The 16,034-nt window shown below is 68.3% G+C and carries 14 protein-coding genes; 5 read left to right on the top strand and 9 right to left on the bottom strand.

Annotated elements, in window-relative coordinates:
- Positions 1-52: 52 nt before the first annotated feature.
- On the bottom strand, positions 53-1,465 hold the full coding sequence (gene eat, locus WS75_RS20875) for an ethanolamine permease (protein ID WP_059682717.1): 1,413 nt from the start codon (positions 1,463-1,465) through the stop codon (positions 53-55).
- Between the two features lie 244 nt (positions 1,466-1,709).
- On the bottom strand, positions 1,710-3,173 hold the full coding sequence (locus tag WS75_RS20870) for a mechanosensitive ion channel (protein ID WP_059682715.1): 1,464 nt from the start codon (positions 3,171-3,173) through the stop codon (positions 1,710-1,712).
- A 278-nt stretch (positions 3,174-3,451) separates the two neighbouring features.
- On the opposite strand from WS75_RS20870, the gene WS75_RS20865 reads away from it, so the two are divergent.
- A complete protein-coding gene (locus tag WS75_RS20865; RefSeq protein WP_059682713.1) occupies positions 3,452-4,330 on the top strand; it encodes an AraC family transcriptional regulator in 879 nt (292 codons plus the stop codon).
- Between the two features lie 86 nt (positions 4,331-4,416).
- On the opposite strand, the gene WS75_RS20860 is transcribed toward WS75_RS20865, so the two are convergent.
- Positions 4,417-4,800: a zinc ribbon domain-containing protein gene (locus WS75_RS20860; RefSeq protein WP_059682710.1), complete on the bottom strand. Its 384-nt coding sequence runs from the start codon at positions 4,798-4,800 to the stop codon at positions 4,417-4,419.
- Positions 4,801-4,810: 10 nt separating this feature from the next.
- Entirely contained in the window at positions 4,811-6,919 is a 2,109-nt protein-coding gene (locus WS75_RS20855; protein WP_257129424.1) for a heavy metal translocating P-type ATPase, read from the bottom strand.
- Positions 6,920-7,057: 138 nt separating this feature from the next.
- Between WS75_RS20855 and WS75_RS34675 the strand changes: the two genes are divergently transcribed.
- The 3 genes from WS75_RS34675 (at position 7,058) to WS75_RS20845 (ending at position 8,520) form a co-directional block, all read left to right on the top strand.
- On the top strand, positions 7,058-7,396 hold the full coding sequence (locus WS75_RS34675; protein WP_257129430.1) for a hypothetical protein: 339 nt from the start codon (positions 7,058-7,060) through the stop codon (positions 7,394-7,396).
- A gap of 51 nt (positions 7,397-7,447) precedes the next feature.
- Positions 7,448-7,879 carry a Cd(II)/Pb(II)-responsive transcriptional regulator gene (cadR, locus tag WS75_RS20850; protein WP_059682705.1) on the top strand — a complete coding sequence of 144 codons (432 nt, stop codon included), beginning with the start codon at positions 7,448-7,450 and terminating at the stop codon, positions 7,877-7,879.
- Between the two features lie 68 nt (positions 7,880-7,947).
- On the top strand, positions 7,948-8,520 hold the full coding sequence (locus WS75_RS20845; RefSeq protein ID WP_059682703.1) for a PadR family transcriptional regulator: 573 nt from the start codon (positions 7,948-7,950) through the stop codon (positions 8,518-8,520).
- 24 nt (positions 8,521-8,544) lie between these two features.
- Here WS75_RS20845 and WS75_RS20840 read toward each other — a convergent pair whose 3' ends face one another.
- The 4 genes from WS75_RS20840 to WS75_RS20825 form a co-directional block, all read right to left on the bottom strand.
- Positions 8,545-9,975: an FAD-binding oxidoreductase gene (locus tag WS75_RS20840; RefSeq protein WP_059682700.1), complete on the bottom strand. Its 1,431-nt coding sequence runs from the start codon at positions 9,973-9,975 to the stop codon at positions 8,545-8,547.
- Between the two features lie 12 nt (positions 9,976-9,987).
- Positions 9,988-10,776: an ABC transporter substrate-binding protein gene (locus WS75_RS20835; RefSeq protein WP_059682914.1), complete on the bottom strand. Its 789-nt coding sequence runs from the start codon at positions 10,774-10,776 to the stop codon at positions 9,988-9,990.
- 114 nt (positions 10,777-10,890) lie between these two features.
- Positions 10,891-12,045: a pyridoxal phosphate-dependent aminotransferase gene (locus WS75_RS20830; RefSeq protein ID WP_059682697.1), complete on the bottom strand. Its 1,155-nt coding sequence runs from the start codon at positions 12,043-12,045 to the stop codon at positions 10,891-10,893.
- A gap of 267 nt (positions 12,046-12,312) precedes the next feature.
- Positions 12,313-12,981, bottom strand: coding sequence for a TetR/AcrR family transcriptional regulator (locus WS75_RS20825; RefSeq protein WP_059682694.1), 669 nt, complete (start codon positions 12,979-12,981; stop codon positions 12,313-12,315).
- Positions 12,982-13,054: 73 nt separating this feature from the next.
- Between WS75_RS20825 and WS75_RS20820 the strand changes: the two genes are divergently transcribed.
- Positions 13,055-14,707 (top strand): acyl-CoA dehydrogenase family protein, encoded by a 1,653-nt coding sequence (locus WS75_RS20820; protein WP_059682692.1) that lies wholly within the window; start codon positions 13,055-13,057, stop codon positions 14,705-14,707.
- Between the two features lie 118 nt (positions 14,708-14,825).
- Here WS75_RS20820 and WS75_RS20815 read toward each other — a convergent pair whose 3' ends face one another.
- Positions 14,826-15,965, bottom strand: a complete 1,140-nt coding sequence (locus tag WS75_RS20815; protein ID WP_059682689.1) for a branched-chain amino acid ABC transporter substrate-binding protein — start codon at positions 15,963-15,965, stop codon at positions 14,826-14,828.
- Positions 15,966-16,034 lie beyond the last annotated feature (69 nt).

Here is a 16,034-nt window from a genome sequence, read left to right as displayed (position 1 = left end):
TCGACGGGGCGCGCCGGATGCCGTCATCAACGGCCGTTCGGGTCCACCATCCTCATTCCTCCAGCAGCACGTCGGCCGGCGCGCTCTCACGCTGCGAACGGGTCGCGAGGAAGTACGCGTAGCCGAGCGCGAGGAACGCGACGAACACCATCGCCACCAGCCCGTTGAAATACACCATCGTCGCGAGGCAAATCAGGGCCGCAACGATCGCGAACGCCGGGAAGAACGGGTACAGCGGCGCGCGGAACGGCCGCGCCATGTTCGGCTGCGAACGGCGCAGCTTGAACAGCGCCGCCATGCTTACGATATACATCACGATCGCGCCGAACACCGACATCGTCACGATGTTCGCGGTGAGCGTCTGGCCGCCGAACTGGATCAACTCGTCGCTGTAGATCGCGGCGATGCCGACCACGCCGCCCGCGAGGATCGCGCGATGCGGGGTCTTGAAGCGCGGATGCACCTTGCCGAGCCACTCCGGCAGGTAGCCTTCGCGGGCCAGCGCGAAGATCTGGCGCGAATAGCCGAGGATGATCCCGTGGAACGACGCGACGAGCCCGAACAGCCCAAGCCACACGAGCATGTGCATCCAGCCGCTGTTCGCGCCGACGATGTATTTCATCGCCTGCGGCAGCGGGTCGTTGATGTTCGCGAGCTTGGTCCAGTCGCCCGCGCCGCCGGCGAACACCATCACGCCGATGGCCAGCGCGACGAGCGTCAGGATGCCGGCCACGTATGCGATCGGGATCGAGCGCTTCGGGTTCTTCGCCTCCTCGGCGGCCATCGCGACGCCTTCGATCGCGAGGAAGAACCAGATCGCGAACGGGATCGCCGCGAACATGCCGTGGAATGCGCCGACGCTGAAATGATCGGCGCCCGACCAGCCGCCCTTCATGAAATTGCTCCACGCAAAGCCCGGCGACACGACGCCCATGAACACCAGCAGCTCGAAGATCGCGAACAGCGTGACGACCAGCTCGAACGTCGCGGCAATCTGCACGCCGACGATGTTCAGCGCCATGAACACGAGATACGCGCCCATCGCCGCGTGTTTGGGTTCGAGCCCCGGAAACTGCACGTGCAGGTACGCGCCGATCGCGAGCGCGATCGCGGGCGGCGCGAACACGAACTCGACGAGCGTCGCGGCGCCGGCGAGATAGCCACCCGCCGGGCCGAACGCGCGGCGTGCATACGCGAACGGGCCGCCCGCGTGCGGGATCGACGTCGTCAGTTCGGTGAAGCTGAAGATGAAGGTGGTGTACATCGCCGCGACGAACAACGCGGTGACGACGAAACCCAGCGTGCCCGCACTCGCCCAGCCGTAGCTCCAGCCGAAGTATTCGCCTGAAATCACGAGGCCGACCGCGATGCCCCACAGTTGCCAGGTCCCGAGCGTCTGCTGCAGCGCGGGCTGGCCGGACGACTTGGCGCCGGCGGCGGGCCGGCCATTCGACTCTGCTTTCATCGGATTCTCTCCTCAAAGGCGCCGGGCCTGGCGGCCTGCGCGACTGAGAATCGATGCTAGAGAGTCATTAAACGACGTGTTATCGAAATTCGGCAAAGATCGCGGCTGACATTTCGCTGTCGGAAATGCCGGCCCGGCCGGTCATGCGACGCGCATCGATGTGCCGGGCGCGCACGCCCGACCGCCCTCCCTTGCGGGCAGCACCGCCGGCCGCGCGAAGCGGCCGGACGGGCACGCGGCAGGCTTACTGCCCGCCGCTGCGCTGGTTGAACCAGCGGTCGAGCAGCTTGCCGGCGGCTTCGCGGCCGCCGAGGCCGAACGACAGCGCGACCGCCACCGCGATCGCGCCGAGCACGAGGCCGAACGCGAGCTGCACGATCTCGTTGGCGATGCCCATCGCACGCAGTCCCATCGCGAATACCAGGCCGAGGATCGCGAATTGCGCGATCCGCGCGAACAGCACGCTGTGCTCGCGGTCGGCCTGCTCGATCACGCGGCGCGCGAGGCCCGCGAGCCACACGCCGATCACGAGGATCACGCCGCCCATCAGGACGTGGCCGCCGAATTCGATGAATAGCGTGACGACGTCGCGCACCTGCGTGAAGCCGAGCCGGTTCGCGGCCTCGACCGACGCGAACAGCATCGCGAAGAACACGATCAGCCGCGCGACCAGCACCGACGGCTGCAGGATCCCCGAAAACACGCGCTCGACGCCGAGCACGGCCGGCAGCCCGTCGACGCCGGCGGCTTCCAGCAGCTTCTGCGCGAGCGCCGCGACGAAGCGCGCGAAGTAGAACGTGACGAGCACGATCACGATCGCCGCGACGATGTCCGGCACCGCGCCGAGGAACTGGTTCAGCATGTTGGTGGCCGGAATCGAGATCGCGTCGATCTTCAGCGCGTCGAGCGCGGAGATCAGCGTCGGCACGAACACGAACACGTAGACGATGGTGCCGATCAGGCTCGATACGCGCACCGGCGTCGGGCTGTCGAGGCGTTGCGTCAGGCGATCGGCGCCGGCGGCGACGAGCAGGTTCGTCACCAGACCGCGCAACACGCGCGCGACGATCCAGCCGACGAAGCCGATCGCCGCGGCAGCGAACAGGTTCGGCACGATCGCGAGCAGCTTGTCGACCATCCCCTGCACCGGCGACAGCAGGCCGGACAGCGCGAACGACGCGAGAATCGCAGGCAGGAACATCAGGATCACGAGCCAGAACAGCACGTCGCCGAGATAGCCGCTCATCGGCTGCATGCCTGCGCTTTCGGACAGCGTGTCGTCGACCTTGCTCGCCTTCAGCGCTCGGTTCGCGAGGCTGCGCAGCAGCGATGCGATCAGCCACGCGATCAGCGTCAGCGCCGCGCCGCCGATCAGGTTCGGCAGGTAGTTGACGATGTGCGTGACGAGCAGCGAAAACGGATTGGACACCGCGTACAGGTTGAGCACGTTGAAGATGCCCACCGCGGTGACGAGCAGCACGAGCCAGAACAGGCCGCCGGCGATGATCCGCTCGACGTACGCGCCCTGGCCGGTGCTTTCGCTGATCCGCTGATCGACCTTCAGCGCGTTGAGCAGCCGGAGCGCGCCGGCACGCACCGCCACGGCGATCAGCCAGCCGATCACCAGGATGCCGATCGCGCCGGCGATCTTGGGCAGGTATCCGCCTAGCGTGGTCTGCAGCGACGTGATGAAGCTGGAAGCATCCATTTCTTCTTCTCCCGAAAAACGTGGCGTTGCGATTGAACATCGACGAACTACCTGCGTACTTCGAAAACCGTGCGTTGCCGTCCGAGCAACTTACCCGAGAAAAATGACGCGATCACCCGATTTCACCGTCTTTAACTTTAGTCGCAGATCGCAGGGGGGCAAGACCCCATTTCGTCACAATAAAAAGGGGCCTGATTTGTCGGCCTCCTACGCATTTCCGCAAGATTTATCAATTCGGCCCGTGCTACCGTGACGTCGGTTCCCGCCCGGACACGCCGATGACCGTCGAAACGAAACCCGACCAGCCCGCCTGGATCCGTTACGCGGCCAGCGTGGCGCGCGTCCACGAGTACATTCGCGCGCACCTCGACGGCCCGCTCGACCTGAACCGGCTTGCCGAAGTCGCGTGCCTGTCGCCGTATCACTGGCAGCGCGTCTATCGCGCGCTGTATGGCGAGTCGATCGTGCTGACGGTGCGGCGGATGCGGATCGTGCGCGCGTCCGAGGATCTCGTCTGCACGGCGCGGCCGATCGACGAGATCGCACGGCGCGCGGGCTACGGTTCGACGCACGCGTTCACGCGGGCGTTTCGCGACGCTTACGGCGTGCCGCCGGTGCAGCACCGGCGCACGGGCAGCCACCGGCCCATCTATCCGTTACAGCGAGGAGAAGAAGACATGTTCAAGCATGAAGTCGAAATCCGGCAGCTGCCTGAATTGCACGGCTATGCGGTAGCGCACACCGGTTCGTACTTGAAGGTCAGCGAAGCGTTCATGCGGATCGGCGCGTGGGTCGGGCAGCACGGGTTGATCGGCCCCGGCGCGAAGATGATCGGCATTTTTTACGACGATCCGGACACCACGCCCGAAGCGCAGTTGCGCGCGAAGGCCTGCTTCGTGCCCGCCGAAGGCGCGCCGGACGTCGACCCCGTGCCGCCGGTGGAGCGCGTGACAGTGGCGGGCGGCGAATATGCGGTGCTGTTGCATACGGGGCCGTATGCGGACCTGAAGACGGCCTACCAGTGGCTCTACGGCGACTGGCTGCGTCACTCGGGCCGAGAAGCCGCCGACGCGCCGCCATTCGAGCTGTACCTCAACACGCCGATGGATGCGGCGCCGGCCGACCTGCGCACCGAGATTTACCTGCCGCTGCGCTGATCGAAAGACGGATGTGCCTGCGCCGGCCCTGAACCGAAGCGCGCCGGCCAGCGTTAAGACGTCGCCGGCGCGGATGGCCGACACACTTACGCAGCCTGTGTCCCGCACCCGGGACAGAACCGGGCGTCGGCCGCCAGCGCGGAATGGCAGCGGCTGCAGGACTTGCCGCGTTGCGCGGCACCGCACTGCGCGCAGAAACGCGCATCCGACGCATTGAGGGCGCCGCAGCCCGCGCACGCGAGCTGGCGCAGCGGCACGTTGCCACCGGCCTGCCCGCTTCGACTGTCGGCCGGCGCCTGCCAGCCCCATCCGTAACGATCGCGGCCGCGCGCATCGTGGCCGCCGTGACCGTCGCGTTGCTGCCCGCCGTGATGCCCGCTGCCACCGTGGCCGCCGGCCTGCCCGCTGCCGTGGCCACCTCCGCCGTGGCCACCACCGTGGCCGCCCAGGATGCGTTTCAGAAAGCTCATCGCCCGCTCCTCATCGCTTCGCCGTCGCGCCGTCGAACACGCCCGTCTTCGACAGCAGCCGCAGCCCGTTGCCGACGACGATCAGGCTCGCGCCCGCATCGGCGAAGACCGCCATCCACATCGTGCCGAGCCCCGCGACCGTGAGGCCGAGGAATACGATTTTCACGCCGAGCGCGAAGCCGATGTTCTGCACCAGCACGCGGTGCGTCGCGCGCGACAGCCGCACGAACGCGGGGATCTTGCGCAGGTCGTCGTCCATCAGCGCGACGTCGGCCGTCTCGATCGCCGTGTCGGTGCCCATCGCGCCCATCGCGAAGCCGATGTCGGCGCGCGCGAGCGCCGGTGCGTCGTTGATGCCGTCGCCGACCATCCCGACCGCGCCCGCACCGCCCGCCGACAGTTCCTCGACCGCCGCGAGCTTGTCCTCGGGCAACTGGTTGCCGCGCGCATCGTCGATGCCGGCCTGACGCGCAATCGCCTGCGCGGTGTGCGGGTTGTCGCCGGTCAGCATCGCGGTGCGGATGCCGAGCGCGTGCAGCTCGGCGATCGCCGCGCGGCTGGTGTCCTTGATCGTGTCGGCCACCGCGAAGATGCCGAGCACGCGCGTGTCGTCGACCAGCATCACGACGCTCTTGCCCTGCCGCTCGAGCGCGTCGAGCTTCGCCTCCAGCGCCGGCGAGCAGCGTTCGAGCTCCTCGACGAGCCGGTGGTTGCCGAGCCAGTAGCGCGTACCGTCGATCGTGCCGCGTACGCCGCGCCCGACGAGCGCTTCGAAGTCCTCTACATCGGCGAACGCAGCCGTCTGCGTGTCGCGGGCCGCGGCGGCGATCGCCTGCGACACCGGGTGATCGGAGCGCGCCGCGAGGCTCGCGCCGAGGTGACGCACGCGCGCCGCGTCGACGTCCGTCGCATGCAGGTCGAAATCGGTCTGCACGGGCTTGCCGTGCGTGATCGTGCCGGTCTTGTCGAGCGCGAGCCACGCGAGCTTGCGGCCTTCTTCCAGATAGACGCCGCCCTTCACGAGGATCCCGCGCCGTGCCGCGGCTGCGAGCCCCGACACGATCGTCACCGGCGTCGAGATCACCAGCGCGCACGGGCACGCGATCACGAGCAGCACCAGCGCGCGGTAGATCCAGTCGTGCCACGCGCCGCCCATGACGAGCGGCGGCGCCACCGCGACCAGCAGCGCGACCGCGAACACGATCGGCGTATAGACGCGCGCGAACTGGTCGACGAAGCGCTGCGTCGGCGCCTTCGCGCCCTGCGCTTGCTCGACCGCGTGGATGATCCGCGCGAGCGTCGAGTGGGCGGCAACCGCCGTCACGCGATAGTCGAACGAGCCCGCTTCGTTGATCGTGCCCGCGTACACCGCGTCGCCTGCCGTCTTGTCGACCGGCAGGCTCTCGCCGGTGATCGGCGCCTGGTTCACCGTCGAGCGGCCCGCGACGACCTCGCCGTCCAGCCCGATCCGCTCGCCCGGCTTCACGCGCACGATCGCGCCGAGCGCGACCTGCGCGGCCTCGATCGTGCGCCACGTGCCGTCGGCGTCCTGCACGGTCGCGGTGTCCGGCGCGAGCTGCATCAGGCCCTGGATCGCGTTGCGCGCACGGTCGAGCGACTTCGCCTCGATCAGCTCGGCGATAGTGAACAGCACCATCACCATCGCGGCTTCCGGCCACTGGCCGATCGCCATCGCGCCCGTCACCGCGATGCTCATCAGCGCGTTGATGTTCAGGTTGCCGTTGCGGATCGCGATCCAGCCCTTCTTGTACGTGGTCAGCCCGCATGCGAGCACCGCCGCGAGCGCCAGCACCGCCGACAGCCACGCCGGCAGGCCGGCCCAGCTCACCGCCTCGGATGCGATCGCGGCGACGGCGGCCAACGCAAGCGGCCACCACGGCTTCGCGGGCGGCGGCGCGACGGATGCTGCCGGTGCGTCGGCCGACGCGGCCTCCGGCGTCATCCCGAGCGTGCGGATCGCGCTTTCGATCGCCGGCTGCGCACCATGCACGTGTTCGACGGTCAGCATCCGCTGCATCAGGTTGAATTCGAGCGCGGACACCTGCTCCATTCCGCCGAGCTTCTTGCGAAGCAGGGTCTCCTCGGTCGGGCAGTCCATCTGCATGATCCGAAACGCGGAGCGGACGTGACCCGACGCGGTCGCCCGCGCGACCGGCAGCGGCGCAAGCGATAGCGCGGCCGGCGCGCAGCATGCGCCGGCCGCGTGGTCGTGGTCGTGGTTGTGGTCGTGACCGGCATGATCGTGCGCCGTGTGGTCGTGCGAGCACGCCGCTCCATGCTCATGCCCGTCGCCGTGCGCGTGGCCGGCATCGGGGCCATGATCGTGCCCCGTGCCATACGCGGATGGGTGATCGTAGACATGATCGTGACCGCATACATGCAGCTGCGCGCGGTGCGCCACCGCGCCGCCATGCGCGTGCTCGTCGGCCGCCGGCGCCGTGTCGGCAATGGTCGCCACCTGCGTGTCGTGCGCGTCGGCGCAGCACACATCGGCGCCGCCGGCATGACGGTGTCGTGGGTCGGGGGTACGCTGGGCGTCGGTCATGACAACCTCCTCTATGGCTTGACGGTGTAGAGTTAACACCCTGAAGCCACTACAAGGTCAACCCTTACAAAGGAGAAAGCCATGAAGATCGGCGAACTGGCCAAGGCGGCCCGCTGCACGCCCGAAACGATCCGCTTCTACGAGAAGGAAGGGCTGATGCCGGACGCCGAGCGCACCGATTCGAACTACCGCAACTACACCGACGTGCACGTCGAGCGGCTGCGCTTCATTCGCAACTGCCGCGCGCTCGACATGGCGCACGACGAAATCCGCGCGCTGCTGCAGCTCACCGACACGCCGGCCGACCCGTGCGATTCGGTCAACGCGCTGCTCGACGAGCACATCGGCCACGTCGACGCGCGCCTCGCCGAACTGACGCATCTGCGCAACCAGCTCACCGAATTGCGCCGCCAGTGCGTCGGCGACCATTCGGTCGAGGACTGCGGAATCGTCCACGGTCTCACGACGATGGAGACCGTCGCGCCAGCCGCGAAGCGCTCACATCTCGGCTGAAACCCTTGTGGAATATGATAGTCTAGTCGATACTAGTTATATTCTTACTAGACATATTCGAACTATTCATGGCAACAAGCCGCCCGTCTCCGCTCGCGCTCGCGGTCCTCGCGACGCTCACCGAAACGCCGATGCATCCGTACGGAATGCTCCAGCAGTTGAAGGCGCGCGGCTATGACGAAGTCATCAACGTGCGACAGCGCACGAGCCTTTACCAGACGATCGACCGGCTGCTGCGCGACGGGCTGATCGCCGTGCACGACACCGAGCGCGACGGCGCGTTTCCCGAACGCACGCTGTACACGCTGACCGAAGCCGGGCATACGGCCGGGCAGGCGTGGCTGCATATGCTGCTCGCGGAGCCCGCGCGCGAGTTCCCAGCGTTCGGCGCCGGTCTCGCATTCCTGCCGCTGCTGGACGCCGACGATGCGCGCCAGCAACTCGAGCGCCGCATCGCCGCGCTCGAGACCGAACGCGAACGTCTCGAGTCGCTGCGCAACGCCGCGCAGAACGACCGGGTGCCGCGCCTGTTCCTGTTGCAGAACGAGCATGCGCTCGTGCTGCTCAACGCGGAACTCGACTGGGCGCGCAGCGTCGTCGAACATCTGAGAATCGGCGCGCTGCGCTGGGTCGACGGCTGACCGGCCGCCATCGGCGGGTGCCGATCAAAGCACCTTGCCGGGATTGAGCACGCCGGCGGGATCGAGCGCGGCCTTCAGGCGCCGCATCAAGCCGATTTCCGCTTCGCTGCGCGTGTGTGCGAGATAGGCGCGCTTGAGCATGCCGATGCCGTGCTCCGCCGACACCGAGCCGCCCATGTCCCGAACGACCGCGTACACGCAGCGATCGATCGCTTCGGCGTCCGCGTCGCGCATGCCGGTGAGCGATACGCCGATATGCACGTTGCCGTCGCCGACGTGGCCGAAGAACAGGCAAACGATGTCGGGCCAGACCGCACGCAACGCCGCCTCGCAGCGCGAGGCGAACAGGCCGAGCTCACCCGTCGGCAGGCTCACGTCGAAGTTCACCAGATGCGGCAGCGCATCGATCGCGAGGCCTTCGCGCAACGTCCACAGGTCGCGCGCCTGCCGCTCGGACGTCGCGAGCGCCGCATCGTCGACGAGCCCCGCGTCGATCGCATCCGCCAGGCCGGTTTCCAGCGCCTGGCGCGCATCGCCGCCCGGCGCGCTCGTCGCGCACTCGATCAGCACCGCGAAGCCGCCGTCGCCCGCGAACGGCGCAACGACGCCGGGCGTGTGGCCCGCGACGTAGTCGTAGAAGGCCGGCCACATCGCTTCGAAACTGACGATCTCGGGCAGTGCGCGCAGGCGGTTCCACAACCCGACGACGGCGTCGTAGCCATGCACGCGGCAGAGCGCGGTGGCCGGCGCCGCGAGCTTCGGATGCAGCCGCAGCACGGCGCGCGTGATGATGCCGAGCGTGCCCTCGCTGCCGATGAACAGCTGCTTCAGGTCGTAGCCCGCGTTGTTCTTCAGCATCCGGTTCATCGACGACACGATGGTGCCGTCGGCGAGCACGGCCTCGAGTCCGAGCACCTGCTCGCGCATCATTCCATAGCGAATCGCGCGCGTGCCGCCCGCGTTGGTCGCGAGCATGCCGCCGATCTGGCACGAACCGCGCGCGCCGAGATCGACGCCGAACGTGAAGCCCGCCGCGTCCGCGGCTTCCTGCACCGTCTGCAGCAGCGTCCCGGCGCGCACCGTCATTGTGCCCGCCGCCGCGTCGATTGCCTCGACGCCCGCGAAACGCTCCATCGACAGCACGATCTCGCCGCCCAGCGCGACCGCGCCGCGGGCGAGCCCGGTGAGACCGCCCTGCGGCACGACCGGCTGCCCGAGCCGCGTGCACAGCGCGAGCGTGCGCGACACATCGTCGACGCTGCGCGGCCGCACCAGCGCGCGCGGCCGCACACCGGCCGGCTCGTTGTACGCGGTGAAGTAGCGCGGATCGATCTCGGCCGCCCGCGTGACCAGCGAGTCGCCCAGGCCGGCGACGAGCGCCGCCTCGAGCGCGTCGTCCGCCTGCACCGTCGCACCGTGGCCGCCGGCCTCTGCGCCCGTATCCAGGCTCTGCATCGTGTGCGTCCGTTATTTGGTGGAGATGTCGATATCGCCGAAGTATTTCTGGCCGAGCGACTTCACCGTGCCGTCCGCCTTCAGCTTGTCGATCGCGGAATCGAGTTTCGCCTTCAGCGCGTCGTCGCCCTTGCGCAGGCCGAACGCGATCCCGCTGCCGAGAATCCGGTCATCACGCACCGGCTGGCCGACGAACGCGAAACCGTTGCCGTCCGGGCGCGACAGGAAACCGCGCTGGCCGGCCGGCGCGAGCACCAGCGTCGCGTCGAGACGGCCCGCCACGAGATCCGCATACACCTGGTTCTGATCCTGGTATGCAACGATCGCCACGCCGGCCGGCTCCCAGTGCGCCTTCGCGTAGGTTTCCTGGATCGATGCCTGCAGCACGCCGACGCGCTTGCCCTTCAGCGATTCCGGCGTCGGCAGCAGGCCGCTGCCGGTGCGCGCGATCAGCTGCGTCGGCACGCGGTAGATGATCGTCGTGAAGTCGATCGCCTGGCGCCGCTGCTCGGTCGCGTTCATCGCCGAGTTGATCGCGTCGAACTTGCGGCCCTTCAGCGCCGGAATCAGCCCGTCGAACGACGTCTCGACCCACTTGCACGACAGCTTCGCGGTCTGGCAGACGGCGTTGCCGACGTCGATGTCGAAGCCCTGCAGGTCGCCGTTCGGCGCCTTCGACTCGAACGGCGGGTATTGCGCCTCGAGGCCGAAACGCAGCGTCTGCCCGTCCGCGAGCGCCGCGCCGGAACCGAGCGCGCACGCGAGTGCGAACGCGAGCTTGAGTGTGTGTGCATGCTTCATCGTGATCTCCTGGCTTGTCGGCCGGCGCCGTGCGTTCGCACGTGCTCCGGTTCCGTCGGTGGCTTTCCGTGCGACGTACACGTCGCCTGCTTGGGGTGCGGGCCGCGCCCGCGATTACAGCGAACGCAACCGCCGCGCGCCTTCGATCAGCGTCGCGTCGTCCTTCGAGAAACTGAGCCGGATCACGCCCGCATCGGTGCCGTCGGTATAGAACGCCGACAGCGGAATCGTCGCGACGCGCGCATCGCGGATCAGGCGCAGCACGAAGTCGCTGTCGCGTTCGTCCGAGAAGTGCCGGAACCGCGCGAGCATGAAGAACGAGCCTTCGCTCGGCAGCAGCTCGAAGCGCGAACCGGCCAGCTCGCGCGCGAGCAGGTCGCGCTTGGCCTGGTAGAACGCCGACAGGCCGAGATAGCTTTCCGGCCGCGCGAGGATCTCCGCGAACGCGACCTGCATCGGCGTATCGGCCGAGAACACCATGAACTGGTGCACCTTGCGGATCTCGTCCATCAGTTCGGCCGGCGCGACGCAATGGCCGACCCGCCAGCCCGTCACGTGGAACGACTTGCCGAACGACGACACGATCACGCTGCGCTCGGCGAGCTCACGGTGACGCGCGACGCTCTGATGTTGCGCGCCGTCGAACACCACGTGCTCGTAGACCTCGTCCGACAGGACCACGATGTCGGTATTGCGCGTGAGCAGCGCGAGCCGTTCGAGATCGTCGGCGGAGAACACCGTCGCGGTCGGGTTGTGCGGCGTGTTGACGATGATCATGCGCGTGCGCGGCGTAATCGCCGCGGCCACTTCGTCCCAGTTCACGCGGAAATGCTCGGGCGACAACTTGATCGCGACCGGCGTTGCGCCCTGCAACCGCACGATCGGCGCATAGCTGTCGAACGACGGCTCGAAATAGATCACTTCGTCGCCCGGATGCACGAGCGCGCTGATCGCCGCGTAGAGCCCTTCGCTCGCGCTCGCGATCACCGTGATCTCGGTGTCCGGGTCGTAGCGCGTGCCGTACAGCGCCTCCGTCTTCTCCGCGAGGCGTTCGCGCAGCGACACGATGCCGGCCATCGGCGCGTACTGGTTGTGGCCGTCGCGCATCGCGCGCGCGACGCTCTCGACGAGCGCCGGATCGGGCGCGAAATTCGGCGCGCCCTGCGACAGGTTCAGCGCATCGTGCTGCGCGGCGAGCTGGCCGATCACCGTGAAGATCGTCGTCCCGACGTCCGGCAGTTTCGAGCGGGGCGTGGTGGCGCTTCGCATGACTCCTCCTTCGATTGTCCTTCGCGCCGGCCCGCGCGACGAACGCGGCCCGGCTCATGACGCATGATTTAGCCCGAGCCAATAAGGGCGGACAACCGAAAGTTCGTCATGGCGGCCATGCATTTTTCTCATGATTGGCCATGTGCAAGGCTCAATGCCAAGGCCGTGTGCCAGGCAATGCATGCGCATCAGGCATCTCCTCCCAGGGCCCGCCCACACTCACGACGGGCTTGCGCTGGCCGCGCGGATGCACGGCCACGCCGCGCATCACGCGCCCGCGGCGGCCAGATAGGCGCCCAGGACGGCCTGCAACTCGCTGCGCAACGCGGCGAAGTCCAGCGCGGGCCCGAGCGTGAGCAGCGCCTGCGACACGCCGCCGTAGCAGACTGCATGCGCCATTCGCGCGACCCCGTCGAGCCTCGCGGCCGGCGGCGGATCGCTGCACTGCGCAAGCGCGTCGCGCCACAGCGCGACATACGCGTCGTAATGGCGGCGGTAGGCGGGCAGCGGCGACACCTGCCGCTCCAGCGCGAAGAACGCGCTCCACGGCGCGGCGTCGGCGGCAATCGCATCGACCTGCAGGTCGACGAGCACGGCCGCGAGCTCGGCGCGCGGCACGCCGCGCAGCCCGTGCGCCGCTTCGCGCAGCCGGTCGGCCAGCGCCAGCACGCGCCGGTGGATGCACAGCGCGGCGAGGCTCTGCTTGTCGCCGAAGTATTCGTAGAAGGTGCCGACGCTCACGCCCGCGACGGCCGCGATCTCGCGGATCGTCGCCTTCGCGTAGCCGCGCTCGAGCAAAAGCTGAACGAAGGCCTGCTGGAGCGCCTCGGACGTGGCCTGCGCGCGCGACTGGCGCGGCCGGCGGCGCAACGCGGGCGCGGGTTGCGCCGCCGGCTGGCCGGGCGGCGCCGGAACCTGAACATGTCGCGGCGGCATATTTGCTACTCTGAAATTCAGCGGAAACGCGTTTGACCGGCAGACCGCGAAGCACGAGACCGGAGACAGCCCGATGACCGAATCGACCCATGCCATCACGAACCAGTTCGACGAACTGGTCGACTATAACCTCTTCGCCACCGACGTCGCGCTGCGCGAGGCACTCGCCCGCGCGGGCGCCGGCTGGGCCGTGCCGCAGCTCGACGCGTACGGCGCGCGGCTCGGCAGCGCCGACACCGCGCGGCTCGCCGACGAAGCAAACCGCCACCCGCCGGAGCTGAACGCGTTCGACCGGCGCGGCCGGCGCATCGACTGCGTCGACTTCCATCCGGCGTGGCACACGCTGCTCGGCATGTACCGCAACGAGGGCTTCGTGTCGCTCGCGTTCCGCGATACGCGCCCGGGCCGCTGGGCCGCGACCGCGGCCGGCTTCTACCTGCACGGCCAGATCGAGGCCGGTACGCTGTGCCCGGCGACGATGACGCAGGCCGCGATTCCGGTGCTGCAGAAGGAACCCGCGTTGTGGGACCTGCTGCGCGACAAGCTGTACAGCGATGACTACGACGCGCGCGACGTGCCGGTCGCCGACAAGCGCTCGATCTGGTTCGGCATGGGCATGACCGAGAAACAGGGCGGCTCCGACGTGCGCGCGAACACGACGCTGGCGAGCGCCGTCGGCGCGGGCGGACGCGGCGGCGAATACCGGCTGCGCGGCCACAAGTGGTTCTTCTCCGCGCCGATGTGCGACGCGCACCTGGTCGTCGCGCGCACCGCAGACGGCGGCCCGTCGTGCTTCTACGTGCCGCGCTGGCGGCCGGACGGGACGAAGAACGCGGTCGAGATTCAGCGGCTGAAGAACAAGGTCGGCAACCGCAGCAACTCGAGCAGCGAGATCGAGTTGAACGACGCGTGGGGCATCATGCTCGGCGACGAAGGCCGCGGCATTCCGACCATCATCGAGATGGCCACGTACACGCGGCTGAACTGCGTGCTCGGCAGCGCGGCGATGCTGCGCCAGGGCGTCGTGCAGGCGATCGCGTACACGCGCCAGCGCCATGCGTTCGGCCGCGCGCTCGCCGAGCAGCCGCTGATGCGCACCGTGCTCGCCGATCTCGCGCTCGAAAGCGAAGCCGCGCTCGTGCTCGCGATGCGCCTCGCCGACGCGTTCGAGCGCGACGACTCGCCGCGCGAGCGCGCGTGGAAGCGGATCGTCACGCCCGCCGCGAAATTCTGGGTCTGCAAGCGCGCGGTCGAGCTGACCGGCGAGGTGATGGAAGTGTTCGGCGGCAACGGCTACGTCGACGACGGCCCGATCGCGCGGCTGTTCCGCGAAGCGCCGGTCAACTCGATCTGGGAAGGCTCCGGCAACGTGATGTGCCTCGACGTGCTGCGCGCGGTGTCGCGCGAACCCGACGCGGCCGCGGCGCTCTTCGCCGAGCTGACCGACCTCTGCGCGGGCGAGCCACGCATCCGCGCGGCGCTCGATGCGCTGCGCGCGATGCTCGCGGCACCGGCCGATACGCTCGAGGCGTCGGCCCGCGTGTTCGCGCAGCGGCTCGCGCTCGTCGCGCAGGCCTGCCTGCTGCGGCGCGACGCGCCCGCGGCCGTCGCCGACGCGTTCATCGCGACGCGGCTTGCCGCGCCCGACTGGGGCCGCATCGCGGGCGGCTTCGATCCGCACGCGCTCGACGTCGCCGCGCTGCTGCAGCGCGCATACGCGGCCTGACGAGCGCCGACCCACCACCGACGCCAAAGAAAAAGCCACCGGACCCGACGGCCCGGTGGCTTCTTCACATGATGCCCCCAGCGGCGCCCTTCGACGCCGCCGGCGACTCACGCCATGCTTACTTGCCGCCGATGCTCTTCAGCGGCTTCCACTCGCCCTTCTCGACCTTGTACATCGTGATGCCGCCGTTCTTCAGGTCGCCCTTCGCGTCGTACGCGACGTGCGACGACGTGACGCCGGCCATGTCGGTCTTCGCGAGCACCGGCAGGTACTTCGCCGGATCGGTCGAGTCGGCCTTCTTCATCGCGTTGAGCATCGCCATCGCGCCGTCGTACGCGTACGGCGAGTACGTCTGCACGTCTTCGCCGAAACGCTTCTTGTACTTGTCGGCGTAGCCCTTGCCGCCCGGCATTTCCTCGAGCGGGAGGCCTGCCAGCGATGCGATCGTGCCGTCGGCCGCGTTGCCCGCGATCTTCAGGAACGTCGGCGTCTTCACCATTTCGCCGCTCATCAGCGGTGCGGTGATGCCGAGCGTCTTCATCTGCTTGACCATCGGCGCTGCCTGCGAATCCGCGCCGCCGTAGTAGACGAGGTCCGGCTTCGCTGCCTTCAGCTTCGTCAGGATCGCCTTGAAGTCGACGGCCTTGTCGTTCGTGAATTCACGGTCGACGATCGTCGCGCCGCCGGCCTTCGCGGCCTTCTCGAACTGGTCGGCGAGACCCTGGCCGTAGGCCGTGCGGTCGTCGACGATCGCGATCTTCTTCATGCCGAGATCCTTCGACGCGAACGTGCCCGCCACCGAGCCCTGCTGCGTGTCGGACGTCATCATGCGGAAGGTCGTCTTGTAACCCTGCTGCGTGTATTCCGGCGCCGTCGCCATCGCAATTTCCGGAATGCCGGCGTTTGCGTAGATGCGCGAAGCGGGAATCGTCGTGCCCGAGTTGAAGTGGCCGAGCATGCCCTTGATGCCGTCGTCGACGAGCTTCTGCGCAACCGTCGTGCCGGTGCGCGGGTCAGCCTGGTCGTCCTGCGTCTCGAGCACGAACTTCACCGCCTTGCCGCCGATCTTCGGGTTCGTCGCGTTGAAGTCTTCCAGCGCGAGCGCGATCCCGTTCTGCATATCCTTGCCGTAGTGCGCCTGGGCGCCCGTCATCGGCCCTGCGTAACCGATCTTCACGTCGTCCGCATGGGCCGTCCCCGCAAGCGACATGACGGCGACAAACGTCGCGCCTGCCAGCTTTTTCATCGTGTGTTGCATAGCATCTCCTTGGTACCAGGGTAAATGGAGCGGCTTCGGGATCGCCTTGCCGCTTCCTTTGTTTGATCC

The sequence above is a fragment of the Burkholderia sp. FL-7-2-10-S1-D7 genome (assembly GCF_001524185.1).
GTDB classification, from domain to species: Bacteria; Pseudomonadota; Gammaproteobacteria; order Burkholderiales; family Burkholderiaceae; genus Burkholderia; species Burkholderia diffusa.
The sequence above is the reverse complement of the archived record's forward strand: the minus strand, read 5'-3'. Positions and strand labels throughout refer to the sequence as shown.